Source organism: Achromobacter sp. RW408 (genome assembly GCF_003184165.1).
GTDB classification, from domain to species: Bacteria; Pseudomonadota; Gammaproteobacteria; order Burkholderiales; family Burkholderiaceae_B; genus Achromobacter; species Achromobacter xylosoxidans.
The window spans coordinates 799,183-825,967 of the sequence record NZ_QHHO01000046.1 but is presented as its reverse complement, the minus strand read 5'-3'; the positions used below and the strand labels follow the sequence as shown (position 1 = coordinate 825,967).

Annotated in this window: 22 protein-coding genes; 5 read left to right on the top strand and 17 right to left on the bottom strand. The window is 70.6% G+C overall.

The features are described from left to right. Window positions 1-125 precede the first annotated feature (125 nt). Genes DK459_RS13920 through imuA form a run of 3 tightly spaced genes read right to left on the bottom strand, consistent with a single transcriptional unit; the run spans window position 126 to window position 5,458 of the window. Complete coding sequence (locus tag DK459_RS13920) at window positions 126-3,353, bottom strand: error-prone DNA polymerase (protein ID WP_110134819.1); 3,228 nt, start codon at window positions 3,351-3,353, stop codon at window positions 126-128. 7 nt (window positions 3,354-3,360) lie between these two features. After that, entirely contained in the window at window positions 3,361-4,830 is a 1,470-nt protein-coding gene (locus DK459_RS13915) for a DNA polymerase Y family protein (protein WP_110134818.1), read from the bottom strand. Next, on the bottom strand, window positions 4,760-5,458 hold the full coding sequence (gene imuA, locus DK459_RS13910; protein WP_024069033.1) for a translesion DNA synthesis-associated protein ImuA: 699 nt from the start codon (window positions 5,456-5,458) through the stop codon (window positions 4,760-4,762). Before imuA ends, DK459_RS13915 begins: the two co-directional genes overlap by 71 nt. A 315-nt stretch (window positions 5,459-5,773) precedes the next feature. On the opposite strand from imuA, the gene DK459_RS13905 reads away from it, so the two are divergent. Next, window positions 5,774-6,835: a methyl-accepting chemotaxis protein gene (locus DK459_RS13905; RefSeq protein WP_324613707.1), complete on the top strand. Its 1,062-nt coding sequence runs from the start codon at window positions 5,774-5,776 to the stop codon at window positions 6,833-6,835. 64 nt (window positions 6,836-6,899) lie between these two features. Here the strand turns inward: DK459_RS13905 and DK459_RS13900 are convergent, their stop codons facing one another. Beyond that, a complete protein-coding gene (locus DK459_RS13900; RefSeq protein WP_049051134.1) occupies window positions 6,900-8,441 on the bottom strand; it encodes an amino acid permease in 1,542 nt (513 codons plus the stop codon). A gap of 161 nt (window positions 8,442-8,602) precedes the next feature. Here DK459_RS13900 and ypfH point away from each other — a divergent pair, with 161 nt between their 5' ends. Both ypfH and DK459_RS13890 read left to right on the top strand, forming a co-directional pair. Continuing rightward, a complete protein-coding gene (gene ypfH, locus DK459_RS13895; protein WP_047990925.1) occupies window positions 8,603-9,322 on the top strand; it encodes an esterase in 720 nt (239 codons plus the stop codon). A gap of 10 nt (window positions 9,323-9,332) precedes the next feature. Continuing rightward, window positions 9,333-10,139 (top strand): IclR family transcriptional regulator, encoded by an 807-nt coding sequence (locus DK459_RS13890; protein WP_020927921.1) that lies wholly within the window; start codon window positions 9,333-9,335, stop codon window positions 10,137-10,139. A gap of 30 nt (window positions 10,140-10,169) precedes the next feature. Here the strand turns inward: DK459_RS13890 and DK459_RS13885 are convergent, their stop codons facing one another. From DK459_RS13885 to DK459_RS13825, 13 genes are all read right to left on the bottom strand, one after another. Continuing rightward, window positions 10,170-10,964, bottom strand: a complete 795-nt coding sequence (locus DK459_RS13885) for an SDR family NAD(P)-dependent oxidoreductase (RefSeq protein WP_006385002.1) — start codon at window positions 10,962-10,964, stop codon at window positions 10,170-10,172. A 1-nt stretch (window position 10,965) separates the two neighbouring features. Next, the gene (locus tag DK459_RS13880; protein ID WP_110134817.1) at window positions 10,966-11,943 is read right to left on the bottom strand and encodes a tripartite tricarboxylate transporter substrate binding protein; all 978 of its coding nucleotides are present in this window, start codon (window positions 11,941-11,943) and stop codon (window positions 10,966-10,968) included. 43 nt (window positions 11,944-11,986) lie between these two features. Further along, window positions 11,987-13,720 carry a thiamine pyrophosphate-binding protein gene (locus DK459_RS13875; RefSeq protein WP_110134816.1) on the bottom strand — a complete coding sequence of 578 codons (1,734 nt, stop codon included), beginning with the start codon at window positions 13,718-13,720 and terminating at the stop codon, window positions 11,987-11,989. Continuing rightward, window positions 13,704-14,567: a hypothetical protein gene (locus tag DK459_RS13870; protein ID WP_058664568.1), complete on the bottom strand. Its 864-nt coding sequence runs from the start codon at window positions 14,565-14,567 to the stop codon at window positions 13,704-13,706. The genes DK459_RS13875 and DK459_RS13870 overlap by 17 nt, the downstream gene beginning before the upstream one ends. Window positions 14,568-14,956: 389 nt before the next feature. Beyond that, the gene (locus DK459_RS13865) at window positions 14,957-16,378 is read right to left on the bottom strand and encodes an efflux transporter outer membrane subunit (protein ID WP_024069027.1); all 1,422 of its coding nucleotides are present in this window, start codon (window positions 16,376-16,378) and stop codon (window positions 14,957-14,959) included. A 55-nt stretch (window positions 16,379-16,433) separates the two neighbouring features. Beyond that, window positions 16,434-17,354, bottom strand: a complete 921-nt coding sequence (locus DK459_RS13860; RefSeq protein WP_024069026.1) for an HlyD family secretion protein — start codon at window positions 17,352-17,354, stop codon at window positions 16,434-16,436. A gap of 2 nt (window positions 17,355-17,356) precedes the next feature. Continuing rightward, window positions 17,357-17,569, bottom strand: a complete 213-nt coding sequence (locus DK459_RS13855) for a DUF1656 domain-containing protein (protein ID WP_020927916.1) — start codon at window positions 17,567-17,569, stop codon at window positions 17,357-17,359. Beyond that, window positions 17,566-19,617, bottom strand: a complete 2,052-nt coding sequence (locus tag DK459_RS13850; protein ID WP_024069025.1) for an FUSC family protein — start codon at window positions 19,615-19,617, stop codon at window positions 17,566-17,568. The genes DK459_RS13855 and DK459_RS13850 overlap by 4 nt, the downstream gene beginning before the upstream one ends. After that, window positions 19,614-20,087, bottom strand: a complete 474-nt coding sequence (locus DK459_RS13845; protein ID WP_006387237.1) for a MarR family winged helix-turn-helix transcriptional regulator — start codon at window positions 20,085-20,087, stop codon at window positions 19,614-19,616. Before DK459_RS13845 ends, DK459_RS13850 begins: the two co-directional genes overlap by 4 nt. Window positions 20,088-20,402: 315 nt before the next feature. Beyond that, window positions 20,403-20,846 (bottom strand): 6-carboxytetrahydropterin synthase QueD, encoded by a 444-nt coding sequence (queD, locus tag DK459_RS13840; RefSeq protein WP_006387236.1) that lies wholly within the window; start codon window positions 20,844-20,846, stop codon window positions 20,403-20,405. Continuing rightward, window positions 20,843-21,475: a 7-carboxy-7-deazaguanine synthase gene (gene queE, locus DK459_RS13835; protein ID WP_006387235.1), complete on the bottom strand. Its 633-nt coding sequence runs from the start codon at window positions 21,473-21,475 to the stop codon at window positions 20,843-20,845. Before queE ends, queD begins: the two co-directional genes overlap by 4 nt. A gap of 58 nt (window positions 21,476-21,533) precedes the next feature. Continuing rightward, window positions 21,534-22,922: an ATP-dependent RNA helicase DbpA gene (gene dbpA / locus DK459_RS13830; RefSeq protein WP_006387234.1), complete on the bottom strand. Its 1,389-nt coding sequence runs from the start codon at window positions 22,920-22,922 to the stop codon at window positions 21,534-21,536. Window positions 22,923-23,040: 118 nt separating this feature from the next. Next, window positions 23,041-23,799, bottom strand: coding sequence for an IclR family transcriptional regulator (locus DK459_RS13825; RefSeq protein WP_024069024.1), 759 nt, complete (start codon window positions 23,797-23,799; stop codon window positions 23,041-23,043). 160 nt (window positions 23,800-23,959) lie between these two features. Between DK459_RS13825 and xsc the strand changes: the two genes are divergently transcribed. Continuing rightward, window positions 23,960-25,771, top strand: coding sequence for a sulfoacetaldehyde acetyltransferase (xsc, locus tag DK459_RS13820; protein ID WP_035182904.1), 1,812 nt, complete (start codon window positions 23,960-23,962; stop codon window positions 25,769-25,771). A gap of 4 nt (window positions 25,772-25,775) precedes the next feature. Further along, window positions 25,776-26,705 (top strand): bifunctional enoyl-CoA hydratase/phosphate acetyltransferase, encoded by a 930-nt coding sequence (locus DK459_RS13815; RefSeq protein ID WP_024069022.1) that lies wholly within the window; start codon window positions 25,776-25,778, stop codon window positions 26,703-26,705. Window positions 26,706-26,785: the final 80 nt, after the last annotated feature.

Below are 26,785 nucleotides of genomic sequence, written 5' to 3'. Positions count from 1 at the left end.
CGGCGCGGCCGGCGCGGGGGCGGGCGGGCGGCGCGGAAAATCCATCATAGACCAGCCGCCCGCGCGGCGCTTGGCCGTGGCGTCCGGTCGATTCCCGGAGCGTCGCCGGCCGCCGCGCACTGCCGTCAGTGGAAATTGCGGCTGGGCATGCTCAAACCGCCCAGCAATTCGGACAGGTCCACCAGCCGCTGCGCGATCAGGTGACGCACGCCATCCACGCTCTGCCAGGTGCCGTAGACGCCCAGCAGGGTGGAACCGAGCAGTTCGCGGCGCTGGCGTTCGATCAGTTCGGGGCGCACCACCACGTTGACCGGGCCGGTTTCGTCTTCCAGGGTGACGAAGATCACGCCCTTGGAGGTCTGCGGCCGCTGGCGCACGGTGACGATGCCGCAGGCGCGGGCCACGCGCTTGTCGGGGTAGCCGTTGAGCGCGCTGGCGGGCTGGAAATTGCGCGCCGCCAGTTGCGGCCGCAAGAGTTCGACGGGGTGGCGCCGCAGGGTCAGGCCGACGCTGCGGTAATCGGCCGCCACGGTCTGGCTCTCGCTGGGCGCGGCCAGTTGCGGCATCTCGGTTTCGTGGATGGCGGCGTCGCGCAGCAGGTCGCGGCTGTGGACGCTGGCGGCGGCTTCCCAGCTGGCCTGGCGGCGGTGGCCGGCCAGGGTGCGCAGGGCGTCGCCGGCGGCCAGCGCGTTCAGGTCGTGGCGGGTCAGGGCGGCGCGGCGGGCCAGGTCGCCGGTGCTGGTGAAGGCGGCCTCGGCGCGGGCGGCCTCGATGCGGCGGGCGCTGTCTTGGTGCAGGCCCTGGATCAGGCTCAGACCGAGGCGCACGGCGGGGCGGATTTCGTCCGGCGAGGGCGCGTGAGGATGCGGCCGGCGCGGCGGCGCGTCGGCGGGCGCGGGCTCCAGCGCCGCGTCCCAGCCGCTGACGGTCACGTCCACCGGCAGCACCCGCACGCCGTGGCGGCGCGCGTCCTGCACCAGTTGCGCCGGGGCGTAGAAGCCCATGGGCTGGGAATTGAGCAGCGCGGCCAGGAAGGCCTCGGGCTCGTGGCGCTTGAGCCAGGAGCTGGCGTAGGCCAGCAGCGCGAAGCTGGCGGCGTGGCTTTCGGGGAAGCCGTATTCGCCGAAGCCTTCGATCTGGCGGAACAGCGCCTCGGCGAATTCCAGCGTGTAGTTGTGGGCCAGCAGGCCGCCTACCAGCTTGGCGCGGTATTTGTCGACGCCGCCCTTGCGCTTCCAGGCGGCCATGGAGCGCCGCAACTGGTCGGCATCGCCGGGCGAGAAGCCGGCCGCGACCACCGCGATCTGCATCACCTGTTCCTGGAAGATGGGCACGCCCATGGTGCGGCTGAGCACGCCTTTCACCTTGTCGCTGGGGTAGCTTTCCTTTTCCTTGCCCTGGCGGCGGCGCAGGTAGGGATGCACCATGCCGCCCTGGATCGGGCCGGGCCGCACGATCGCCACCTGCACCACCAGGTCGTAGTACTTGCGCGGCCGCAGGCGCGGCAGCATGGTCATCTGGGCGCGCGATTCGATCTGGAACACGCCGATGGTGTCGGCATCGCAGATCATGTCGTAGGTGGGGGCGTCGCCTTCGGGAATGTCCTGCAGCCGCAGCGGCTGGCCGCGGCGCTGGCCGGCCAGTTCCAGGGTGCGGCGCAGCGCCGACAGCATGCCCAGGGCCAGCACGTCGACCTTGAGCAGATTGAGCGCGTCCAGGTCGTCCTTGTCCCACTGCACCACGCTGCGGTCGGCCATGGCGGCGTTTTCGATCGGCACCAGCCGCGACAGCTTGCCGCGCGAGATGACGAAGCCGCCGGGGTGCTGCGACAGGTGGCGCGGAAAGCCCATCAGGGTCTGGGCCAGCGCGGCCCATTGCCGCGCCACCTGCGATTCCGGATCGAGCCCGCAGGCGCCCAGCGTGCGCAGCATTTCCTTCTTGCCGTCCCACCACTGATGGGCGCGCGCCACGGCGTCGATCACGCCCGGGTCCACGCCCAGCGCGCGGCCGGTGTCGCGCAGCACGCTGCGCGGGCGGTAGGAGATCACCACGGCGGTCAGGGCGGCGCGCTGGCGGCCGTACTTGTCGTAGATGTACTGGATCACGTCCTCGCGCCGCTGGTGTTCGAAGTCGACGTCGATGTCGGGCGGCTCGTTGCGTTCCTTGCTGATGAAGCGTTCGAACAGGTTGTTGCCGCGGCGCGGATCGACCTCGGTGATGCCCAGGCAGTAGCACACGACCGAGTTGGCGGCCGAACCGCGGCCCTGGCACAGGATGCCGTGGCGGCGGGCGTACTGCACGATGTCGTAGACCGTGAGGAAGTAGGCCTCGTAGTGCAGGTCGGCGATCAGCGCCAGTTCCTTTTCGATCTGTTCGCTGACGTAGTCCGGCGTCCCGTCCGGAAAGCGCCGTGCGGCGCCGGCCAGGGTTTCCTGGCGCAGGTAGGTGGCGGGGGTGTGGCCGCGCGGGATGATCTCGTCGGGGTATTCGTAGCGCAGCTCGTCCAGCGAGAAGGCGCAGCGCCGCGCCACCACCAGGGTCTGCGCCAGCGCTTCGGGCGGATACAGGTTGGCCAGCCGCATGCGGGTGCGCAGGTGCTGTTCGGCGTTGCCCGACAGCGCGTAGCCGCATTGCGACACGCACTGGTGGGTGCGGATGCCGGTCAGGGTGTCGTGCAGCGGCTTGCGCGAGCGCACGTGCATCTGCACCTGGCCCAGCGCCACCACCGGCAGGTCGGCGGCGCGGGCGGCGTGGTCGACGGCGGCGCGGTGCAGGTCGTCGCGCGAGCGGTACAGCAGGGTCAGGCCGACCCAGGCGCGGCGCGGGAAGGTGGCGGCCAGCCAGCGCGCCTGCTGCGCCATGCGGTCGGGGTCGTCGCCGTAGACGGGCGACAGGATCGCCAGGCATTCGGGCAGGTGGCGCAGGTGTTCGTAGCCCGGCGGCGGATGGGTGAAGTCTTCGGGCGCCAGCCGGTATTCGCCCTTGGGAGCGCGGGTGCGGGCCAGGGTGATGAGCTCGGACAGGTTGCCGTAGCCCTCGCGGGTCTGCGCCAGCAAGGTCAGGTCCAGTGGCGCGGCCTCGGGGCCGGCGCGCAGCCGGAAGGTGGCGCCGATGATGAGCGGCAGCTTCTGGGTCTTGGCTTCCATGTGGGCGCGCACCACGCCGGCCAGGCTGCACTCGTCGGTGATGGCCAGGGCGGCGTAGCCCAGTTCGGCGGCGCGGGCGGCCAGTTCCTCGGGGTGCGAGGCGCCCTGCAGGAACGAGAAGTTCGACTGGCATTGCAGTTCGGCGTAGCCGGGCAGTCCGACAGGCGGACCGGGGGCGTCGTCATGCGGATCGTCGGGCGCTTGCATGGCGGAGTCAGGCGTACAGCCCGTGCAGGTGCCAGCGCGCGTGCTCGTCGTCGCGCTCGCGGTAGATCCAGTAGCGCGCGCCGGCGGCGTCCTCGGCCACGAAGTAGTCGCGCACGGTCAGGGCCGGGTCCCACCAACCGCTTTCGATGCGTTCGGGGCCGCGCATCAGCCGCAGCGTCTGGCCGGCGTATTGCGGCCGGTGGCCGGCGAGTTTGAGCGGCAGCGGCGGGTCCAGCAGCCAGAAGGGGCGGTCCAGGGGTTCGGGCAGCGGTTCGGGGCGCGGTGACGGTTCCAGCGCGTCGCCCCAGGCATTGGCGGCTTCGGGCCGGTGGTCGGGGATGGGACAGGCGTGGCGCACCTGGTCGCGGCCCAGCCGCGCGGTCAGCAGGTCCAGCAGGCGGGCGTGGTCGGCGGCGGTGCCGCCGGGTTCGGGGAACAGCGTGGTGCTGGCGGCGGGCTGTTCGGTGGTGTCGGGCGCCAGCAGCGTCACCGCGATCACCGGCGCTTCGAGCGTCAGGCGGCCGAGCTTTTCGCGCAGCAGGTTGAGGATCTGCGGCGCCTGCCACACGGGCTGGGCCAGCGCCAGTTCCAGGTCGGTGGGCGGGCGCGCATGGCGGCCGCGTTCGTGGTCCAGGCGCAGCAGCACGCGCCGCACCGCCAGTTGCCGCGCCGCCAGCCAGCCGCCCAGTTGCTCGGCCAGGCGCCGCGCCACTGCCAGCACCGCGTCGGTGTGCTCGAGGTATTCCATCAGCTCGATGCGGCGCTCGAAGCGCGGCGGCGGCTCGATCCAGCGATGCAGTTCGGGCGACTGGCCATAGGCCGCGTCCAGCGCTTGCAGCAGGTCGGGCGCGCTGCGCCGTTGCAGGCCGGCGCGCGGCAGGGCGCGCAGGTCGGCCAGGGTGTGGCAGCCGATGTCGTTGAGCCAGTCCAGGCGCGGCCGGGCCTGGGGCAGCAGGGCCACGGGCAGGGCGTCGAGCCGGCGCGCCAGGGTGCGCGGGGTGAGCACCCGGCGCGGCGGCCGGCGTCCGCCGCGGTGCGCCAGCAGCCAGGCGCCGGCGGCGGTGGGCGCCATGCCCAGCGACACGCGCAGGTCCAGCGCGGCCAGCGTGGCGGCCACGCGCCGGTGCAGCGCGCGCGGCCCGCGAAAGAACAGCAGGCTGGCGCCGACGTTGAGCAGCACGGTGTCGTCGCCCGCCAGCGCGACCTCGGGGGTGTATTGCAGCAGCGCCAGCGCCGCGCCTTGCAGGGCGTCGGCCTCGGCCAGCGGGTCGCGCGTCAGCAGCTCGACCGTGGGCGCGATGGCGGCCGCGCCGCCGCGGCGCATGCCCGGGCGCACCCCGGCCTGGCGCGCGGCGGGCGTGAGGGCGGCGACGCGTTCCTGGTCAAGGACTGCGTAGGCCTGCGCCTCAAGCGGCCAGTGCGGGCGCAGGGCGTCCAGCGGCAGGCAGCGCAGGCAGGCGGCGATCCAGAGGCGCATGGCGGGTGGGCGCCAGGACGCCGGGCTCCAGGCCCACGTACAGCGGGGCCTCGCAGACCGGTCCGCGGCGCTTGAGGATATGGACGGACAACCCGCCCGGCGCGGGCGCGAGCGCCAGGCGCAAGGGGGCGGGGGTGGCGTGCTGCGCGGCGCTGGCCGGGCGCAGGGCGACGAACAGCAGGTCGCTGGCCTGGGCCGCCAGGTGCAGCCGGCGCAGCGATTCGGGGCGCACGTGCGGCAGCCAGCAGAGCAGGGCGCCGCAGCTGCCGTTTTTCAGGATCTGCTCGGCGGCCCAGAGGGCGTCCAGGGTTTTTTCGGGGGCGACCCAGAGCAACTGGCGCGGATCGAGCCGCCAGCTCATCCAGCTGGCGATGTGCGGCGCGTGGGGCGGCTGCACCAGGGCGATGGGGCGGCGCGTTTCCAGTTGCGCCAGGGCCGGGCGCAGCAGGCGGATTTCGCCGATGCCGGGTTGCGGGGCCAGCAGCTCGATCAGCGAGCCCAGCGGCCAGCCGCCGTCCGGCAGCTCGGCCGACAGGGTGGGGTGGCCGGTGGGCAGGCTGCGGGCGGCGCCGCGCGCCAACTGGGTGGCGCGCCACAACGCGGGATGGATCTGTTCTGGCGACGGCATGGCGGGTGGGCGACCCGGTTTTCCTGGGTGAAGACTCGGTGGGCGGCGGACGGCCGGGCGGGGAACGCCTGGCCGGAATCGCTTATTGCTGTATGAATATACAGTATTTTACCCGACCCGGAAGGCACCGGATGTATCAGTCGCTTGCACCGTATTGGTGCGCGCCGCAAGGCCCGCTTCGAGGCGCGATGCGCCGTCGTCACCCCCGCCCCGCCCATGGAAGGGGCTGGTCATTAACCCATGCACGACTTGGCACGCTTCCTGCTTGTGTCCCCATGTCACCGTCTCCTCACGCAACAACGTCCAACAAAAGGAGTGCTGAACATGGCCCATCAACCGGAAAGAATCGTCGAACTGTCGCGCCGCGTCGAGCGCATTTCGAACGAGAAGATCGAGAGCATCGTCGATATCAACCAGCAGGCCAAATACCTGTCGCTGAACGCGCGCATCGAGGCCGCGCGCTCGGGCGAGGCGGGGCGCGGGTTCGCGGTGGTGGCCAACCAGGTGCAGTACGTGTCCGAGCAGATCACCGGCATCGCCGACGCGCTCAAGGAGGAACTGGCCGGTTCCATCGCCGACCTGATCCGCATCGGCGAAAACACCCTGCACGAGATCCGCGGCTACGAGGGCCGCCGCCTGGGCGACCTGGCGCTGAACATGATCGAGACCATGGACCGCAACCTGTACGAGCGTTCCTGCGACGTGCGCTGGTGGGCGACCGATTCGTCGGTGGTGCGGGCCTTGCAGGAACCCGGCGCCGACAGTGCCCGCCACGCCAGCGGGCGGCTGGGCGTGATCCTGGACAGCTACACGGTCTACCTGGACCTGTGGGTGGCCGACGCGCAGGGCCGGGTGGTGGCCAATGGCCGCCCGGACCGCTATCCGCAGGCGCGCGGCGCCAACGTCAGCCATGCCGAATGGTTCCGGCGCGGGATGGCCGCGGCCGACGGCGGCGAGTACGTGGCCATGGATATCGACAGCGAGCGCCTGCTGGACGGCGCCCACGTCGCCACCTACGCCACCGCGATCCGGCGCGACGCCGACAAGCACGGCGAACCGCTGGGCGTGCTGGGGGTGTTCTTCGACTGGAGCCAGCAGGCCGCCAGCATCGTCAAGTCGGTGGGCCTGTCGGAAGAGGAATGGGGGCGCACCCGCTGCCTGCTGGTCGACAGCCGCCAGCGCGTCATCGCCGCCTCGGACGGCGCGGTATCGCTGAAAGAGCGCTACGTGCTGCGCCACGACGAGCGGCCGCGCGGCTACTACGAAAACGCCGATCGCGGCCTGGTGGGGTTCGCGCTGACGCCGGGCTATGAAACCTATGCCGGCCTGGGCTGGTACGGCGTCATCACGCAGCGTCCGCGCGACAGCTTCGAATAGGCGCGGCGCGGGCCGGGCGGCGTACGGGCGCGTGGTCCAGGATGCCTCCCGGCCCGCACGCGGCTCAGGTCCGCGCGGCCTGGCTGGCGGCTACCGGTTCGTCCTGCGGCACGCCCGCCGCGCGGTCGGCCTCGAAGCCGTAGAACTGCATGTCCTGGTAGCGGATCCAGCGCGACTTCTTCACCAGCCGGTGGCCGATCCAGAACGCCAGGAACAGAGGGATCGCCAGGTAGGTCGAGACCACGCCGATCCAGTCGATGCGCTCGTCCAGGAAGGCCTGGTAGTTCTGGCCCAGCGTGACCAGCAGGCACAGCACGAAGGCCAACAGCGGGCCGAACGGGAACAGGCCGGCCTTGTAGGGCAGGTTGGCGGTGTCGTAGCCGTGCTTCACGTAGCCCTGGCGGAAGCGGTAGTGGCTGACCGCGATGCTGAGCCAGACGATGAACTCGGTCATGCCGGCGAAGTTCAGCAGCCAGATATAGACCGCCTTGGGGCTGTAGACCACGCTGAACATGCACAGGCAGGCCAGCGCGGTGGTGGCCAGCAGCGCGTACAGCGGCACGCCGTTGCCGGTCAGGCGCTTGAACACGGCCGGGGCCTGGCCCTCGACGGCCATGTTGAACAGCATCCGCGTGGCCGCGTACATGCCCGAATTGCCGGCCGACAGCACCGAGGTCAGGATCACCGCGTTCATGATGGTGGCCGCCGACAGCAGCCCGGCGTGCTGGAACACCAGCGTGAAGGGGCTGACGGCGATGTCCTCGACCTCGTTGCGCAACAGCTGCGGGTCGGTATAGGGAATCAGCAGGCCGATGATCAGGATCGCCAGCACGTAGAACAGCAGGATGCGCCAGAACACATGGTTGATGGCGCGCGGCACGTTGCGGCGCGGGTTCTCGGATTCGCCGGCGGCCACGCCCACCAGTTCGGTGCCCTGGAACGAATAGGCCACCACCATGGCCACCCCGACCCAGGTGGCGACGTTGCCGACGAACGGCGCCTCGCCCACGGTCCAGTTGCGCAGGCCGACCGGCGCGTCGCTGTGGATGATGCCCACCAGCATGGCCAGGCCCAGCACGATGAAGCACAGCACCGCCACCACCTTGATGATGGCGAACCAGTATTCGGCCTCGCCGAAGCTGCGCGCCGAGAAGGCGTTCAGGCCGAAGGTCAGCGCCAGGAAGGCGACGCTCCAGATCCAGCCGGGGGTATCGGGGAACCAGTACGCCATCACCAGTTGGGCGGCCACCACGTCCACCGCCACCACCGTGGCCCAGCTGAGCCAGAAGTTCCAGCCCAGCGCGAAGCCGAAGCCGCCGTCCACGTAGCGCGAGGCGTAGGTGCAGAACGAACCCGACACGGGCATGAAGGTGGCCAGTTCGCCCAGGCTGGTCATGATGAAATAGACCATCAGGCCGATCAGCAGGTAGACCGTGAGCGCGCCGCCGGGGCCGGCCTGGGCGATGGCCGCGCCCGAGGCGATGAACAGGCCCGTGCCGATGGCGCCGCCCAGGGCGATCATGGTCAGGTGGCGCGCCTTGAGCACGCGATGCAACTGGTTCTTGCCGGCCGGCGGGGTTCCCGAGTCTGTCGTCGGTGTTTTCATGGAATGCACAGGTTGATGCAAAGCCCCGCGCCGACCGCGAACGCCCCTGAGCGCCTTGTGGACACCGGGGGCAGGAGCCGGCCCGGGGGGCGCTTTGCCTAGGATTGCGTATGACGGGCATTTTACAATGGCGCTATCCAGTGCCTGTCCGGAGCCGTAGCATGGCCACTTCTTCCCCCGCGTCCCCCCACGAAATCGAATTCCTGCCCGAACCCGGCACCGAGGTGCGGCAGCTGTTCATCCTGCTGCATGGCGTGGGCGGCACGCCCGCCAACCTGGTGCCGCTGGCCGAGGCGGTGCGCGCCGCCTTTCCCGCGTCGGCGGTGCTGATTCCCGAGGGCTTCGAGCCCTTTGACGGCGGCGGCGCGGGCCGCCAGTGGTTCTCGGTGCGCGGCGTGTCCGAGGACAACCGGCCCGAGCGCGTGGCCCAGGCCCTGCCGCCGCTGGAGGCCTACGTGAAGGCGGCCCAGGCCCGCTTCGGCCTGCTGCAGTCCGACACCGCGCTGGCCGGTTTTTCGCAGGGCGCCATCATGGCGCTGGAACTGGTGCAGGCGCACGACGGCATGGCCGGCCGCGTGATCGCCTTTTCGGGCCGCTATGCGCAGCTGCCCAAGGCCGCGCCGCAGTACACCACGCTGCACCTGCTGCATGGCGCCGACGACCCGGTCATGCCGGTGGCCTTGATCCAGGCGGCGCAGGCGCGCCTGGACGAGCTGCACGGCGATTCCACCATCGACGTGGCCACGCACGTCGGCCACGAACTGCATCCGGCCCTGATCCAGCGCGCCATCGTGCGCCTGCAGACTTGCGTGCCGCTGCGCAGTTGGGAGGCGGCGCTGGGCCTGAACCAGTCGCCGCCCGATGGCACCACGGTGCATTGAAGGCGCGCCGGTGAGTCCCGCCAAATCCTCCGCCGCCGCGCGCGACGCCGATCCGGTCGGCGGCGCGCAGAGCATCTTCCGCGTGCTGCGCATCCTCAAGTACGTGGGGGCCGCGCCCGCGCGCGGGGTCGGCCTGACCGACGTGGCGCGCGACCTGGGCCTGACGCCGCCCACGGCGCACCGCATGCTGTCGGCCCTGCTGCAGGAGGGCTTCCTGGCGCTCAATCCCAAGCTCAAGACCTACAGCCTGGGGCGCGAGTCGTACATCCTGGGGCTGGCGGCCGAAAGCCGCCATGGCATCAAGGCGATCGCCGAATCGGCGGTGCTGCGGCTGGCGCAATCGACCGGCGACACCAGCTTCCTGTCGGTGCGCTCGGGCCATGAGGCGGTCTGCGTCGACCGCAAGACGGGCGACTTTCCCATCAAGATCCTGACGCTTGAGGTCGGCCACCGCCGGCCGCTGGGCGTGGGGGCAGGCAGCCTGGCGCTGCTGGCGTTCCTGCCCAACGACGACATCGAGCGGGTGCTGGCGCGCTACGACGCCTCGGCCGCGCCCGACCTGCCGTCCACCGCGATGCTGCGCGAGGACATCGCCGCGGCCCGCAAGAATGGCTATGCGCTGAACCCGGGCCGCATCATCCCGGACATGCTGGGGGTGGGCGTGCCGGTGTACGACCGCGAGCAGCATGTGGTGGCCGCGCTCAGCGTGGCCGCGATCCGCTCGCGGCTGTCGGGGGCGCGGTTGCAGGAAGTGGTCGCGGCGCTGCAACGCGCCGCCACGGAACTGGGCGCGGAGCTGGCGCCGCGTCCGGCCTGACGCGCGGCGCCGGCCGGCCCGCTATGCCGGCTACCGCCCCGCGCAGGACTTGCCGCCGTCCACCGGCAGGCACACGCCGGTGATGTACTTCGCTTCGTCGCTCGCCAGGAACAGCGCCGCGTGCGCCACGTCCCAGGCGTCGCCCATGCGGCCCATCGGGCTGGCGGCGTTGCGGCGCCGGCGCATTTCCTCCACGTCCTCGAACTGGCCCGCGATCTGCGTGTAGATCAGCGGCGTGTCCATCACGCCCGGCAGCACCGCGTTGACGCGGATGTTGTCGGGCGCATAGCGCACCGCCAGGGCGCGGGTCAGGTGATTCAAGCCGGCCTTGGCGGCGTAGTACGAGGTATACGGGTAGGTGTTGACCTGGATCGAGGCCAGCGACGAGATGTTGACGATGCTGCCGCCGCCCTGGGCCAGCATCACCGGCAGCACGTGCTTGCAAGTCAGGAACACGCCGGTCAGGTTGGTGTCCATGACGCGGTGCCAGCTCTCCTCGCTGGCTTCGATCGGGTCGCCCATCTCGGTGATGCCGACGTTGTTGTGCAGCACGTCGATGCGGCCGGCCTCGGCCTGCATGGCCCGCACCGCCGCCAGGATTTGCGCGCTGTCGGTCACGTCGGCCGCCAGCGCGGTGCAGCGGCCGCCTTCGTCCAGGATGATGCGGCGGGTTTCCTCGGCCGATTCCACCCGCAGGTCCACCGCGAACACGTGGGCGCCTTCGCGGGCATAGAGCGCGGCGGCGGCGCGGCCGTTGCTCCAGCCCGGTCCGGACGAGCCCGCGCCGAACACCAGCGCGGTCTTGCCTTGCATGCGCTGGCCCATGTCAGTCCACCGAGATGTGCGCGAACTCGGCCACCTTCTTCCACTTGGCCACGTCTTCCTTGATCATCGCGGCGAAGGCTTCCGGCTTGTCGGCCACCACGTAGGCGCCCACGCCGGCGTACTTGGCCTGCACCTCGGAGTGGGCCAGCGCGCGGCGCGAGGCCTCGCCCAGCTTGGCCAGGATCGGCGCGGGCAGCCCGGCCGGCGCCAGCAGGCCGTTCCACATCTCCGCGTCGTAATCAGGCAGCCCGACTTCGGCGAAGGTGGGCACGTCGGGCAGTTGCGGCAGGCGCTTGCGCGCGGCCACCACGATGGCGCGCAGGCTGCCGGACTGGATGTGCGCCATCGACGAGGCCGCCGTGTCCCACAGGATCGGCACCTGGCCGGCGATGACGTCATTGAGCGCCGGGCCGGTGCCGCGATACGGCACGTGCATCATGTCCAGCCCCGACAGCGATTTGTAGTATTCCATCGCCATGTGGGTGGCGCCGCCGTTGCCCGACGAGGCATACGAGTACTTGCCCGGCGCACCCTTGATCAGCGCGACGAACGAGGCGTAGTCCTTGGCCGGGAAGTCCTTGTTGACCACGATCACGCCCGGCACGCGGATGATCTGCGTGACCGGGGTGAAGTCCTTGACCGCGTCGTACGGCAGGTTCTTGTACACGGCCGAGTTGGTGCCGTTGGTGCTGGAGGTGCCCAGCAGCAGCGTGTAGCCGTCGGCCGGCGCGCTGGCCACCGCGCGCGAGCCGACCGTGCCGCCGGCGCCGCCGCGGTTTTCCACCACGACGGGCTGGCCGATCTGCTTGCCCAGCGCCTCGGCGAAGATGCGGCCGACCACGTCGGAGGTGCCGCCGGGCGGGAAGGGCACGATCAGGCGGATCGGGCGGTCGGGGTAGTTGCTCTGGGCGCCGGCGGACGGCGCCAGCACGGTGGCCAGGGCGGCGGCCGCCACGGTCAGCCAGGTACGGATCTTCATGGGGTTGTCTCCTCGCTTGGAATGTCTGTGTTGTTATTCAGGCTCAGGCGATGCGGTCGCCCGGCTTGATCTTGGCGGCGCGGCTGTCCACGCCGGGCAGCATGTGCGCGGGGTCGCGCGTGACCACCACGTCCAGCACGGTGGGGCGGTCCTTGCAGGCGTAGGCGGCGGCCAGCGCGGCGGGAATCTCGGCCGGGTCCTCCACCCGGATGCCGTTGCAGCCCAGCGCCCGCGCCACGTTGGCGTAGTTGGTCTCGGCCAGGTCGGACGACTGGTAGCTGCCGCTGCCGTACATCAGGTGCTGCAAGGCCTTGATATAGCCCGAGGCGGCATTGTTGACCACCACCAGGGTGAAGGCCAGGCCCATGCGCACGGCGGTCTCCAGCTCGCCCAGCGACATGTTGCAGCCGCCGTCGCCGGTCAGGCTGACCACCTGCCGGCCGGGGGCGGCGGCGGCCGCGCCGATGGCGCCGGGGATGCCGTAGCCGATCGACGCGAAGCCCCGGTCCGGCACGAAGCCGCGTCCGGCGCGCTTGGTGTCGAACAGCAGGCCGCCCCAGTGCGCGGCGAAGCCGCCGTCGGCCACCAGCACGCCGTCTGCGGGCAGGCTGGCGTTGATCTCGTGCATCAGGCGCGCCATGCCGATGGGTCGGTCGGCCGAGGTCAGCTTGGCGCGCACCGATTCGCGCCAGGTATGCATGGCCTGGCCGACTTCCGCGGCGTAGCCTTGCCGGCGGGCGCCGCCGTGGTCGGGCTGGGCGGCCAGGGCCTGGTCCAGCTCGGCCAGCGTGGCGCGGGCGTCGCCCCACAGCCGCAGCGCCGGCGTGGTGGTGCGGTCGAATTCCTCGGCCACGATGTCCAGGTGGATGATGGGCGCGCCGGTGGCCAGCAAGTCGTAGCGGCGCGTGGCCACTTCGCCCAGCTTGCAGCCGACCACGAACAGGCAGTCGGACTTGGCGATCAGGTCGTTGGCGATGCGGCTGTAGCGGCCGAACAGGCCCGCGTTCAGCGGATCGTCGCAAGCGATGGCGCCCTTGCCGCTCATGGTGTGGGCCACCGGGATGTTGTAGCGCCGCGCGAAATCCTGCACCGCTGCGGCGGCCTCGCTGATGTGCACGCCGCCGCCGCACAGCATCAGCGGGCGGTCGGCGCCGGCCAGCATGGCGGCGGCCTGCGCCAGCGCGTCGGCATCCGGGCGGCAGCGCAGCGCGGGCGCGCGGCGGTAGGTCTCGCTGGCGTGGAAGGCATCGGCGTCGAAGGCGTGGACTTCATGCGCGATGTCCTCGGGCACGTCCAGCACCACCGGGCCGGGCCGGCCGCTGGTGGCGACCGCGAAGGCGCGCCGCACCAGTTCGGGAATGCGCTCGATCTTTTCGACCCTTAGCACGTCCTTGACCACCGGGCGCAGCACTTCCAGCTGGCGCGCCTCCTGCGTCATGTTCTTCCACGAATGCATGCGGTGCGAGTCGCCCACCAGCGCCACCATGGCGGTGCCAGCGTTGTAGGCTTCGGCCAGGCCGGTGACCAGGTTGGTGGCGCCGGGGCCGAGCGTGGCGTCGCACACGGCGGGGCGGCCGCTGACCTTGGTGTAGGCGTCGGCGGCGAACACCGCGCAGCGTTCGTCGTTGATCAGGTTGTGGTTCAGCTTCAGGCGCCGCACCGCGTCGTAGAACGGCAGCAGCTGGAAGCCGCCCATGCCGAACATCAGGCCGACGTCATGCGCGGCGAACATGCGGGCGATGGCTTCGCCGCCGGTGATTTCAAGGGTTTCCGACATGCGGAGAATGCTCCAGGTGGGTTGCGCGCCCCGCCAGCAGGGCGTCGATGAAGGATTTCAGGGGAGAGCCGACGCGGCAGCCGAGTTCGCGGGCCTGGGCGTTGGCGCACGACACCACGCCGTCCTCGTAGCAGGAGCGGGCATCGCCGATGCGGGCGCTGTGGGCCGACACCGTCAGCGCCGCGATGCCGCGCTGCTGCAACAGGGGCAGGCGGCCGATGCCGGCGCTGTCCTTGCCGATGCCGGCGTCGTTGAAGGTCACCAGCCAGGGGCGGGGGCGCACGCCGTCGGTGGCCAGGCCGGCCAGCCGTTCGCCGTGCGAGGCGGTGACGGCGATCAGGCCGTCGTCGGCCGCTTCCAGCAGCGACACCGAATCGGCGCCGATCACCCGCGGCGCGCCGTCGGCGCCTGCGGCCAGGACCGTGCGCGCTTCGTGGCGCGGCGCCGGCCAGGTCGGCGCCATGTCGGCCCCGGCCAGCCGCTGCGCGGCCTGCGCCACGGCCATGCCGGGGCGGCAGCCAAGCGCGTAGGCCAGATCGTTGACGTGGCTGATGATGCCGTGGCGCGCCATGTCGGCGCCGTCGCCGATGCGGCAGCTGCGGTAGTCGGCGGTGGCGGCGGCCACGCCCCACTGCTGCAATTCGTCCAGCCCGGCGATGCCGGCCTGCTGCCAGCCGACGCCGGCGTCGTTCAGCACCACCGCGCGCACCCGGCCGCGGGCGGCGCAATAGGCCGCGTAGCTGCCGCCATGGGAGCCGGCGATCACCACGCGGCCGGCGTCTTCGGCGCGCAGCTTGGTGATGCTGTCCATGACGCGGGCAGGTTCGGTGTTGGTTTGTTCTTCCATATTATGGATATGTGCCTTGATTCCTGGAGGCGTCCCGGAATGCCTCGGTCGAATCGATCTGTATCGGCTTGAATTGGAATAATGATGTGAGACTGATTCTAAGAGGCCATGCGCGACGCCAACAATGCTATCTCCATATTGTGGAAACTATTTGGAGGTGAGGTGGCCGGCATCACCCGGGACGCTGGCGCGCCGATGCGGGCTGGCACAAGGAGCGCGGCACGATCGCGCGTACCGGGCGCGGCGCGATCCATGCGAAAGAGGGAGGGGAAGGACGCGAGGTCCGCTGAAGCGGGCGCGTTTGCCCCGTTCGGGGAGGTCGGCGCCACGCGCCGGAGGGAAACACAAGGCGGGCGGCGACCTGGCCGCCCGAGTATGGCCCGCCGCGCCTACTTTTCCCAGCCGCCGCCCAGCGCCAGGAACACGGCGATCTGGTCGTTGCTGAGTTCGGCCTGGCCGGCGGCCAGCGCGCTTTCATTGCTGGCCAGCGTGCGCTCGGCGTCCAGCACCGTCAGGTAATCGGTCTTGCCGTACTGGAACAACTGGCGCGCCTGCGAGGCGGCCTGCGCCGCCTGGTCGCGCGCCGCTTGCAGCGCGGCCTGGCGATCGAGCTGGCGCGCATACACCACCAGCGCGCTCTCGGTTTCCCGCAGCGCGTTCAGCACCGAGGCGTCAAAGCGCGCCACGGCGGCCTTGGTGTTGGCCTCGGCCTCGGCGATGCGCGCCTGCACCGCGCCGGTGTTGGGCAGCGTCCACGAGATCAGCGGACCGACGCTCCAGCTGAAGGTGCCGCGGTCGCCGAACATGGCGGCCGGGCCGCCCGAGGCGCCCGACAGGCCCAGCGTGATCTTCGGATACAGGTCAGCCGTGGCCACGCCGATGCGCGCGGTGGCGGCGGCCAGCGCGCGTTCGGCCTGGCGGATGTCGGGACGGCGGCGCAGCAGCGCGGCGCCGTCGCCCACCGGAATGGTTTCGCTCAATTGCGGCGCGGCGGCGCATTGCAGCAGCGTGGTCGGAATCTCGGCGGGGGTCTGGCCGGTGAGCGCCGCCAGGCGGTACAGCGCGGTGCGCTGCTGCGCCTGGAACGGCGGCAGGCCGGCGCGCAATTGCTCCAGCTGGCTGCGGGCGCGGGTGACGTCCAGCGCGGTGCCGCGGCCGGCGCGTTGCAGACGGCTGACGGCGTCCAGCGATTCCTGCTGCACCTTCACCGAATGCTCGGCCGAGGCCAGCTGCATGCCGGCCGAGCACAGGTTGGCGTAGGCGCGGGCGGTTTCGGCCGCCACCGTGACGCGGGTGGCGTCGTAGGCGGCCTGGGCCGCCTGGGCGTCGGCGCCGGCCGCTTCCACGGCGCGCCGGATCTGGCCGAACAGGTCTACCTGGTACGACATGCTGGCGCCGGCCGAGTACGACCAGCGATTGGGCGGGTCGATGCCCGGCGCCATCTCCTGCAGGCCGGAGACGTGGCCGAAGGTGGGCGAGGCATTCACGCCCAGGCTGGGCTGCTGCTGCGCCTCGGTCTCGCGCACGGCGGCCTGGGCGCGTTCGAGGTTGGCGCTGGCCACGCGCAGGTCGGTGTTGGCGGCCAGGGCCTTTTCCACCAGGCCGTCCAGCACCGGATCGTTGTACAGCCGCCACCAGTGGCCGGGCACCTGGTCGCGCTGGAACACGCCCTCCCGCGCCTCGGCGAATGGCGCCTGCGCGCCTGGCCGGGCGGCGGCCGCGTCGGCGGGCACCTGGTAGTCAGGGCCCACGGCGGCGCAGCCGGCCAGCACGGCGGACAGCATCAGCGGCAGGAAGAATCTGGTGTTCATGGCGGTTACGGCTTGGCGTTGTCTAAGAGGTTGGCGGGTTGGTGAAAGCGCGCGCTCAAGAGGGCTGGCGCGCGTCGGTCCGCGTCTGCGCGGGCGCGGCGGCGGCGCCGACCGCCACGGTGGCGGTCTGGCCGGCCACCAGGCGCACGCCGGCGGGCACCTCGTCGATCTTCACGCGCACCGGGATGCGTTGCGCCAGGCGCACCCAGTTGAAGGTCGGGTTGACGTTGGGCAGCAGGTTGGCGCCGGTGCTGCGGTCGCGGTCGGCGATGCCCAGCGCGATGCTCTCGACATGGCCGCGGATCTGGCGGTTGTCGCCCATCAGCGTGACGGTGGCCGGGTCGCCCTCGTGGATGCCGGGCAGCTTGGTTTCCTCGAAGTAGCCTTCGACGTAGAACGAGCTGGCGTCGACCAGCGCCATCACGCCGCGGCCGGCGCTGGCGTACGAGCCGGCGCGCAGGTCGAGGTTGGTGACGCGGCCGTCGGTCACGGCCAGCACGCGGCTGCGTTCCAGGTTCAGGCGGGCGGTGTTCAATTGCACCTCGGCCTGGGCCAGCGCGGCCTCGGTCTGTTGCAGCTTGGTCTGGCTCTGTTCCAGCGCCTCGGCGGCCACCAGCTGGCCCAGCGAGCGGTTGCGCTTGGCGTCGCGCAGCGCCTGTTCGCGCGCCACCTGTTGCGAACGGACCGAGGCCTGGGCCTGGTCGTAGGCCAGCTGGAAGCGGGCGCGGTCGATCTCGAACAGCACGTCGCCGGCCTTCACGTCCTGGTTGTCGTGCACCGGCACGGCGGTGACCAGTCCGGACACGTCGGGCGCCACCTGCACCACGTAGGCCTTGACGCGGCCATCGCGGGTCCAGGGTTCGACTTCATAGTGCACCCATAGTTGCCAGCCGGCGTAGACGGCGGCCGCGACCACGGCGGCGGTCAGCGCGAATTTGCCGATGGCGGCGGGGCGCAGGGCATTGGGAAGTTTCATACCTATCTCTGCAGAAAATAAGGGGAAATCAGGGAGACGCCATACAGCAGCACGATGAACAGCGCCAGGTCGAACAGCGCCGGGTGCCACACCAGGCGATACAGCCCGGCGCGCGCCAGCACGCGGCGCACGGCCCAGGCCACGCCCAGGGTGACCACGCCCAGCACCAGCAGCCAGGGGAAGTAGATGCCATAGAGGTTGAATTCGCCGATCATGGTGTTTCCAGCGTGGGATGGGCGGGTTGGTAATCGGCCGCCTCGGGGAAGAAGGCGCGGCGCAGGCCGACCAGGGCCACCACGGCGCGATCGCGCGCGGCGACGGTGCCGGGCGTGGCGCTGACGCTGGCCAGGGCGCGATCGATCTGCGCCAGCATCTCCGGCGCCTTGTCGCCGCCGCGCCAGTTCGAGCGCTCGCGGAAGAAACGCGCCAGGCTGTCGAGCACGGGCACGATGGTGGCGTCGGCCATGGGCAGGTGGCGGCGGGCGCGTTGCAGTTCGGTGATGTCGCGGCCCACGCGCAGGTCCTTGAGCGCGTCGGCGGCGACCAGGTCGTCGGGGCGCTTGGCCATCGCCAGGCGCGGTTGCAGCAGGCCGATGCGGTCTAGCATGCGGGCGGCGTAGGTGTGGCGGGCCGGGGCGCGCGGCGAACTGGCCAGCGTGGCCAGTTCGTTCCAGTTGGCGGCCTGGATGCGGCGCGCGCTCCAGTCGGCGCTGACGGTGCGGAAGATGGCGGCGATGATGGCGGCGGTGGCCACGCCCATGCATTGCGCCACCTGCGTGTCGATGAACGACACCAGGTCGGCGGTATGGGTGTCCTGCAGCGCCATGGTGCCCAGGAAGCCGAACAGCACCGCCATGGCCTTGCCGGTGGACGCCGGCCGCGCGATGAAGATGCCGAGCACGAAGGCGGTGGGCAGCATCGCCAGCGCCAGCATCTCGAACGAATGGATGGCCGGCATGATGCCCAGCAGGTACAGCGCCGACAGCGGGATCGAATACACCGTGTAGGTCAGGAACTGCATGATGCCCGGCACCGGGTTGTCCTGCGAGGCGAAGAAGCAGCTGAAGATGGCGGCCATCAGGGCGGCGGTGGCGCCGTTGCTCCAGGCCGTGCCGATCCAGAACAGGCAGACGACCGAGATGGCGACGCCGGCGGCGGCGGCCGACAGCAGCGCCATGCCGCGGTCGCGGTGCAGGGCGCGGTTGGGCGCGGTGCGGGCGGGAGCGCGCGTGGTGCGCAGCGGCGCGCCGGCCAGGCCGGCGCGGATCTCGCGGCGCAGCGCCAGGCATTCGTCATAGGTGTCGATCAGTTCGCGCAGCCGCGTCATCAGGCTGGCCAGCAGCGCGTCGCGCCAGCCGGAATGGCTGTCGATGGCGGGCGTCAGGCGGGAAACGGCGGCGCGCAGGTGCACGGCGGTTTCATGGGTGGCCTGGGCGCCCGCGTTGATCCATTCGGAGATGTCGGCCAGCACCTGCGAGACAGGCTCGGGCAGCGTCTGGCCGTCGGCCTGCAATGCGCGCATGCGGTCTTCGACGGCGGACACGGCGGGCGTGAGCGCGGCGATCTGGTCCTGCATGGCGCGCACCGCGCCGGCGGTCCAGCGCAGGTTGCCGGTATCGAACGGCACGTGGGTCGACAGCAGGCGCAGCTGGGTGATGTCGTTGGCCAGTTCGCGGCGGTCGCGGTCTTTCTGTTCGGCGGTCTTGCCGCTCAGGGTGTCGTGGATCCAGAGCTTGGCGTCGCGCACCGCCTTGTCCAGCTGCAGCGTCAGCGCCGGCGCCAGGCCGCGCGGCAGCACGATGCTGTGGACCAGCGTGGCGCAGACGATGCCCAGGCTGATTTCCTCGACCCGCGCCAGCGCGGTGTCGAACACCTGCGACGGGTCGGTGACGCTGGGAAAGCCGATCATGGCGGCGGTGTAGCCGGCCAGCATGAACAGGTATGAGCGCGGCGTGCGGTCCAGCACCGACAGGTACAGGCAGAAGCCGACCCAGGCCACCATGGCGGCGGTCATGACGACGGGCGAATTGGACAGGCGCGGCACCATGTAGACGGTCATGGCCGAGCCGCAGAAGGTGCCGACCAGGCGGTATAGCGCCTTGGAGCGCACCGCGCCCGACCAGGGCTGGGCCACGATGTAGGCGGTGGTCATGGCCCAGAACGGGCGTGGCAGGCCGATGCTGTACGAAAGATAGAGCGCCATGATGGCGCTCAGGTAGCTCTTGAGGGAGAAGATCGTCTCGCGGACGTTGGGCAGTTTCATGGCCGCGGGTCCTCCTGGGCCCCGGCGGCGCTGCGGCCCAGCGCGGCCTTGAGCGCATCGAACACCCGCAGGCAGGCTTGCAGGTCGGCTTCGCTGACGCCGTCGAACAGGCGCCGGCGCAGTTCCACCAGCACGTCCTCGACCTGCTTGCGCAGGGCGTGGCCGGCGTCGGTCAGGTGCAGGGTCTTGGCGCGGCGGTCGTGCGGGTCTTCGCGCCGTTCCATCAGGCCGGCGGCGACCAACTGGTCCAGCACGCGCACCAGCGACGGACCTTCGACCCCCAGGGCCTCGGCCAGCGCGCCCTGGCGCACGCCGTCGCCCAGCCGGCCGGCCAGGATCACGGGCCAGGCGGTGGCTTGCGACAGGCCGTAGTCGGCCAGGGCCTTGTCGGCGGCGCCGCGATAGGCGCGCGACAGCACCATCAGGTTGGCGGTGGTGGCCATGAGTTGGGAGTCGGTGGGGGTGTCCATGGAAATCGATTGTATCCTATCTATTAGCTTACTATTAATTGAAAATGGCGAAGATCTCCATTGATTTTTTCAATCGGGAAAATCAGGGGCGGGTTTTCCGTGAGTGGAAAGGTGAGGGGCGAACGGGCGGCTTTGGCGCGGCGGGGCGCGTGATGCAGGGCGGCCGGGCTGCCGCGAGCCTGGCGTCAGCCCACGCCGGCAATCATCCGTGCCTGCCATGGGCAACGAGCGCCCGGCAAGCGTTGCCGCGCCAGGCGGCAGGCGCATGCTGTCACGTCGATTTGCGGGTGGCCATGCCGGCCGCCCATAGGGGCATCAGCCGTTGCAATCGGCCCAGCAATTGGGCGTTTCGTACAGGCGCACGCGGGTCAGGCGCAGGTCGGCGCCGTAGTGGCCGTGGTAGTGCGGGGCCAGGATCTCGAAGATGATGGCGGCCAGGTTCTCGGCGGTGGGGATGCGGTCCAGCACCACGGTCTTGTGGCCGGGCATCGAGTCCAGGAAGCCGCGCACGGCGGTGTCGCCTTCGTAGACCAGGAAGGCGTGGTCCCAGACGTCGACGATGTGGGCCTTGGCGATGCGCTTGATGTCGGCGAAGTCCATCAGCATGCCGTTGTCGGACTCGCCCGGGGCCTGGACGATGTCGCCGGTCAGGGTGATTTCGAGCACATAGCGGTGGCCGTGCAGGTTGCGGCACTGGCTGCGGTGGTCGGGAATGCGGTGGCCGGCGTCGAATTCAAGCCTGCGGGTCACGGAAATCATGGAATGCCTATGTATTTATGGGTCTGCAGGCTCAGGCGCCATTGCGGGTGCTGCATGCAGTATTGGACGGCCTGTTCGGTGTTGGCCAGGCGGGCGGGGCCGTCCATGGGTTGCAGGAAGAAGTGGTCGAAGTCCAGGTGTTCGAAGCGCGGGGGCAGGGCGTTGGCCTGGGGGTAGACCAGCTTGAGTTCGTTGCCGCGTTCGATGACGACGGGGGCGGTGCCCTTGGGGCTGACGCAGATCCAGTCGATGCCGGGGGGCGGCTGGACGGTGCCGTTGGTTTCGATGGCGACGGTGAAGCCGCGCGCGTGGACGACGGCCAGCAGCGCTTCGTCCAGTTGCAGCAGCGGTTCGCCGCCGGTGAAGACGATGTAGCGGTTGGCGGTGTCGGGACCCCAGGCGGCCTCGATGGCATCGGCGAGCAGTTCGGGGCTGGCGAATTTGCCGCCGCCGTCGCCGTCGGTGCCGATGAAGTCGGTGTCGCAGAAGGTGCAGGCGGCGCTGGCGCGGTCGCTCTCGCGGCCGGTCCAGAGATTACAGCCCGCGAACCGGCAGAAGACCGCCGCGCGGCCCGCGTGGGCGCCTTCGCCTTGCAGGGTCTTGAAGATTTCTTTGGCGGTGTAGGTCATGACGGGGGGCGCCGGGCAGGCGGCGCCGGGAATGAGCAAAAACGGACTATTTTAGTCGTTACAGCTCCTCGAGGTAGCGCATGCGGAAGCGCCGGCCCTTGATGTTGCTGTTGGACAGGCGCGAGAAGGCCTGCTTGGCGATCTTGCGGTCCAGCGCCACGTAGGCGTTGAACTCGGTGATGTTGATCTTGCCGACCTGCTCGAAGGCCAGGCCGCCGTCGCCGGTCAGGGCGCCCAGCAGGTCGCCAGGGCGCAGCTTATCCTTCTTGCCGCCCTGGATGCACAGGGTCACCATGGGCGCGCGCAGCGGCCGGTCGGCCTTGGGGCGCAGCGACTTGAGGTCGCCCCAGGTCAGGGGCGCGCCCTGGTATTGCTCGATCAGGTTGGCCCAGCGCATTTCGTCGGGCGAGCACAGGCTCAGGGCCAGGCCTTTCTGGTCCCCGCGGCCGCTGCGGCCGATGCGGTGCACGTGGACTTCGGTGTCCTTGGTGACGTCGACGTTGATGACCGCGCCCAGGTTCTGGATGTCCAGGCCGCGCGCGGCCACGTCGGTGGCCACCAGCACGGCGCAGCTCTGGTTGGCGAACTGGATCAGGATCTCGTCGCGTTCGCGCTGTTCCAGGTCGCCGTTCAGCGCCAGGGCGCTGATGCCGGCGGCCTGGAGCCGTTCGACCAGGTCGTGGCTGCGGATCTTGGTGTTGCAGAAAGCCAGCGTGGAGACCGGGCGGAAGTGCGCCAGCAGCGTGGCCACGGCATCCAGGCGCTCGGCGGGGTCGATCTCGTAGAAGATCTGTTCGATGCGGCTGGCGTCGTGCTGGGCCTCGACCTTGACTTCGGCCGGGTTGCGCAAAAAGCGCGCGCTCAGCTTGCGGATGTTGTCGGGGTAGGTGGCCGAGAACAGCAGGGTCTGGCGCTTGGCCGGGCAATGCGAGGCGATCGCCACGATATCGTCGTAGAAGCCCATGTCGACCATGCGGTCGGCTTCGTCCAGCACCAGCGTGGTCAGGCCGGACAGGTCCAGGCTGCCGCGCTCCAGGTGGTCCTGGATGCGGCCGGGCGTGCCGACCACGATGTGGGCGCCGCGCGCCAGCGATTCGGCCTGCGGGCGCGCCGCGGCGCCGCCGCATAGCGTCAGGATCTTGACGTTGGCGATCTGGCGCGCCAGCCGGCGCAGCTCCTGCGCCACCTGGTCGGCCAGCTCGCGGGTCGGGCAGAGCAGCAGCGCCTGCGGCGCCAGGCGGGCGGGATCGAGCTTTTGCAACACGCCCAGGCCGAAGGCCGCGGTCTTGCCGCTGCCGGTCTTGGCCTGCGCGATCAGGTCGCGGCCTTCCAGGATCAGCGGCAGGCTCTGCGCCTGGATCGGCGTCATCTGCTCGAACCCCAGGCTTTGCAGGTTGTCGAGCAGGGCGGGCAAAAGGGGCAGGGTGGTGAAGGGCGTCTGGGTCACGGTCAGGCTCTCGCAGGAACTGCGATGAATACGGATACGGCCGACAGTGTAAGGCCTGGCGCTTCCGGAGCGGCCCGGCGCGATGGCCAGGCGCGCGCGGGCGCCGGCCGCGCCGCGCTCAGGCCGACGGTTCGTAGGTGCCCGCCAGCGCCCGCGCCGCTTCCTGCATGCGCGGCAGCCAGGCGCGCGCGCCGTCGATCGACAGCCGCGCCACCGGCGCGTGCAGCGCCACCGCGGCGATGGCGCGGCGTCCGCGCATGATGGGCACCGCCATGCAGACGATGCCCAGCAGGAATTCCTCGCGGTCGAAGCTGGCGCCTTCCTTGCGGATCGCCAGCAGTTCGCGCTCCAGCGCGGCCGTGTCGCATAGCGTGTTGGGCGTGTAGCGCGGCAGCGGCGCCGCCGCCAGCAGCCGGGCGCGGGCCTCGCGCCGCATGTGCGCCAGGAACAGCTTGCCGCTGGCGCTGCAGTGCAGCGGCACGCGCGAGCCGGGCTGCAGGTTGACGCGCAGCGGCCAGGCGGTCTCGACCCGGTCCAGGTAGATGACCTCGTCGCCGTCCAGCATGGTGCAGTTGCAGGTTTCGCCGATCTCGTCGACCAGGCTGTCGAGGATGCGATGGCGCTCGGCCCGCAGCGGCGAATTGAGCAGGGTGTCGCGCGCCAGCAGCGCCAGGCGCGGGCCGGTGATGTAGCGCTTGCCTGCCGGTTCGCGCAGCAGCATGCCGGCGTCCACCAGCCGCGACAGGATGCGCAGCACCGAGGGCTTGGGCAGGCCGGTGGCGTCGGTCAGCGCCGCCAGCGATACCGGCGCCTCGGAACCGGCGACCTGTTCCAGCAGGGTCAGCGCGCGCAGCGCCGCGGAGGATTCGTCTTTCATCTTTCAATATTTGAAGATTTGGCGAAAGGCCGCCAGGTTGGTGCGGATTCTGCAGAAAATGGAATGCTGCAGGGTGGGAAATGCGGGAGTTCTGCTGCAGTATCGGTTCACCCCGGCCAATATGCAATCCAAGCCGCGCCGGCCCGCCAGGAGAGAGACCATGAGCAGCAAACAACACATGACCCCCAGCGAAGCGTTTGTCGAGACGCTGGTGGCGCAGGGCGTCAAGGACGTTTTCGGCATCGTCGGTTCGGCCTTCATGGACGCGCTGGACCTGTTCCCCGCCGCCGGCATCCGCTTCGTGCCGACGGTGCACGAGCAGGGCGCCGCCCACATGGCCGACGGCTATTCGCGCGTCACCGGCCGCCACGGCGTCTGCATCGCGCAGAACGGCCCCGGCATCACCAACTTCGTCACCGGCGTGGCCGCGGCCTACTGGGCCCACAGCCCGGTGGTGGCCATCACGCCCGAGACCGGCACCTCCGGCATGGGCCTGGGCGGCTTCCAGGAAACCGAGCAGCTGCCGATCTTCTCGCGCATCACCAAGTACCAGGCGCACGTCAACCGGCCCGACCGCATGGCTGAATTCACCGCCAAGGCCTTCGACAACGCGCTGGCCGAGCGCGGCCCGACCCAGCTGAACATCCCGCGCGACTATTTCTACGGCGAGATCGACGTGGCGATTCCGGAGCCGCGCCGCATCCGCCGCGGCCCCGGTTCGGAAGAAGACCTGGAAGCGGCCGCCCGCCTGCTGGCCGGGGCGAAGTTCCCGGTGATCGTCGCCGGCGGCGGCGTGCTGTTCTCGGCCGGCCAGGCCGAATGCGTGGCGCTGGCCGAACTGCTGGGCGCGCCGGTGGTCACCAGCTACCTGCACAACGACGCCTTTCCGGCCAGCCATCCGCTGTGGTGCGGGCCGCTGGGCTACCAGGGCTCCAAGGCCGGCATGAAGCTGCTGTCGCAGGCCGACGTGGTGCTGGCGCTGGGCACGCGCCTGGGGCCTTTCGGCACCTTGCCGCAGCACGGGCTGGACTACTGGCCGCAGAACGCGCGCATCATCCAGGTCGATGCCGACCACCGCATGCTGGGCCTGGTGCGGCCGGTGTCGGTGGGCATCTGCGGCGATGCCAAGCCGGCGGCGGCGGCGCTGGCCGCGAAGCTGCGCGATCGCGAGGTCGCCTGCGTGGCCACCAAGGCGGCGCGCGGCGAAGAGATCGCGGCGCAGAAAAGCGCCTGGGAAAAGGAACTGGACGGCTGGTCGCACGAGCGCGACGACTGGAGCCTGGACATCATCGAGCACGGCGGCGGCCGCATGCATCCGCGCCGCATGCTGCGCGAACTGGAGCGTGCCATGCCCAAGCATGTGATGGTGTCCACCGACATCGGCAACATCTGCTCGGTGTCCAACAGCTACCTGCGCTTCGACGAACCGGATTCGATGCTGGCCGCCATGAGCTTCGGCAACTGCGGCTACGCGCTGCCCGCGCTGATCGGCGCCAAGCTGGGCCGGCCCGACCGGCCGGCGGTGGCCTACGTTGGCGATGGCGCCTGGTGCATGAGCTTCCAGGAACTGCTGACCTGCGTGCGCGAGCGCATCCCGGTCACGGCGGTGGTGTTCCACAACGGCCAGTGGGGCGCGGAAAAGAAGAACCAGGTGGACTTCTACGGCCGCCGCTTCGTCGGCAGCAACCTGCAGAACCCCAACTTCGCGGAACTGGCGCGGGCCATGGGCGCCGAGGGCATCCGGGTCGAGCATGCCGACCAAGTCGGCGCGGCGCTGCAGGCCGCGTGCAAGGCGCAGTCCGAGGGCAAGACCACGGTGCTGGAGATGATGGTGAGCCAGGAGCTGGGCGATCCGTTCCGCCGCGACGCGCTCAAGCAGCCGCTGCGCCTGCTGGACAAGTACAAGCGCTACGTCAACCAGCCGTTCCAGCCGGGCGAGGTGCCGCTGCCGATCGACCCGGTGCGCGGCTGACGCCATGGCCAGCGACCGCTTGTTCGAGCCGCTGCGGGCTGCGGCGCTGTCGGCCGGGCGGGTGCGCACGGCGGTGGCCTATCCGCTGTGCGCTTCCAGCCTGGGCGCCGCGGTGCAGGCGCGCGAAGCCGGCTACATCGAGCCGCTGCTGGTCGGGCCGGCGGCCCGGCTGGCCGACCTGATGGCCGAGCTGGGCCTGCGCGCCGGCTCGCTGGAGATCGTCGACACGCCCGACGACGAGGCGCTGGCCGCGCGCGCCGCGGCCGGCCTGGCGCGCGACGGCGCGGTCGGCATGCTGATGAAGGGCAGCCTGCACACCGACCATTTCATGTCGGCGGTGGTGGCGCGCGAATCCGGGCTGCGCACGGCCCGGCGCATCAGCCATGCCTTCGTGATGGCGGCGGCCGCGTATCCCAAGCTGTTCATCCTGACCGACGCCGCCGTCAACATCGCCCCTACCCTGCAGGAGAAGGCCGACATCGCGCAGAACGCCATCGACCTGGCGCATGCGCTGGGCGTGGCGCGGCCCAAGGTGGCGGTGCTGTGCGCCACCGAATCGGTCAACCCGGCCATGCCGGCCACGCTGGACGCGGCGGCGTTGTCGAAGATGGCCGACCGCCAGCAGATCCGCGGCGGCCAGATCGACGGTCCGCTGGCGTTCGACAACGCCATTTCGCGCCAGGCGGCCGAGCAGAAGGGCATCGTCTCGCCGGTGGCGGGCGATGCCGACATCCTGCTGGTGCCCGATATCGAGGCCGGCAACATGCTCTACAAGGAACTGACCTGGCTGGCTGGCGCGGCCACCGCCGGGCTGGTGCTGGGCACGCGCGTGCCGGTGCTGCTGACCAGCCGTTCGGACGCGGTGCAGGCGCGGGTCGACAGTTGCGCGGTGGCGGCGCTGTATGCGCGGGCGCTGGCGGCCGGCGCGCGTTGAAGCGGGTCGCCCGCCGGCCTGGCACCATCAAGTCCGGCGGTTTGGTACTAAGCCGGGACCCCCGGGTTGACTAGGCTAGC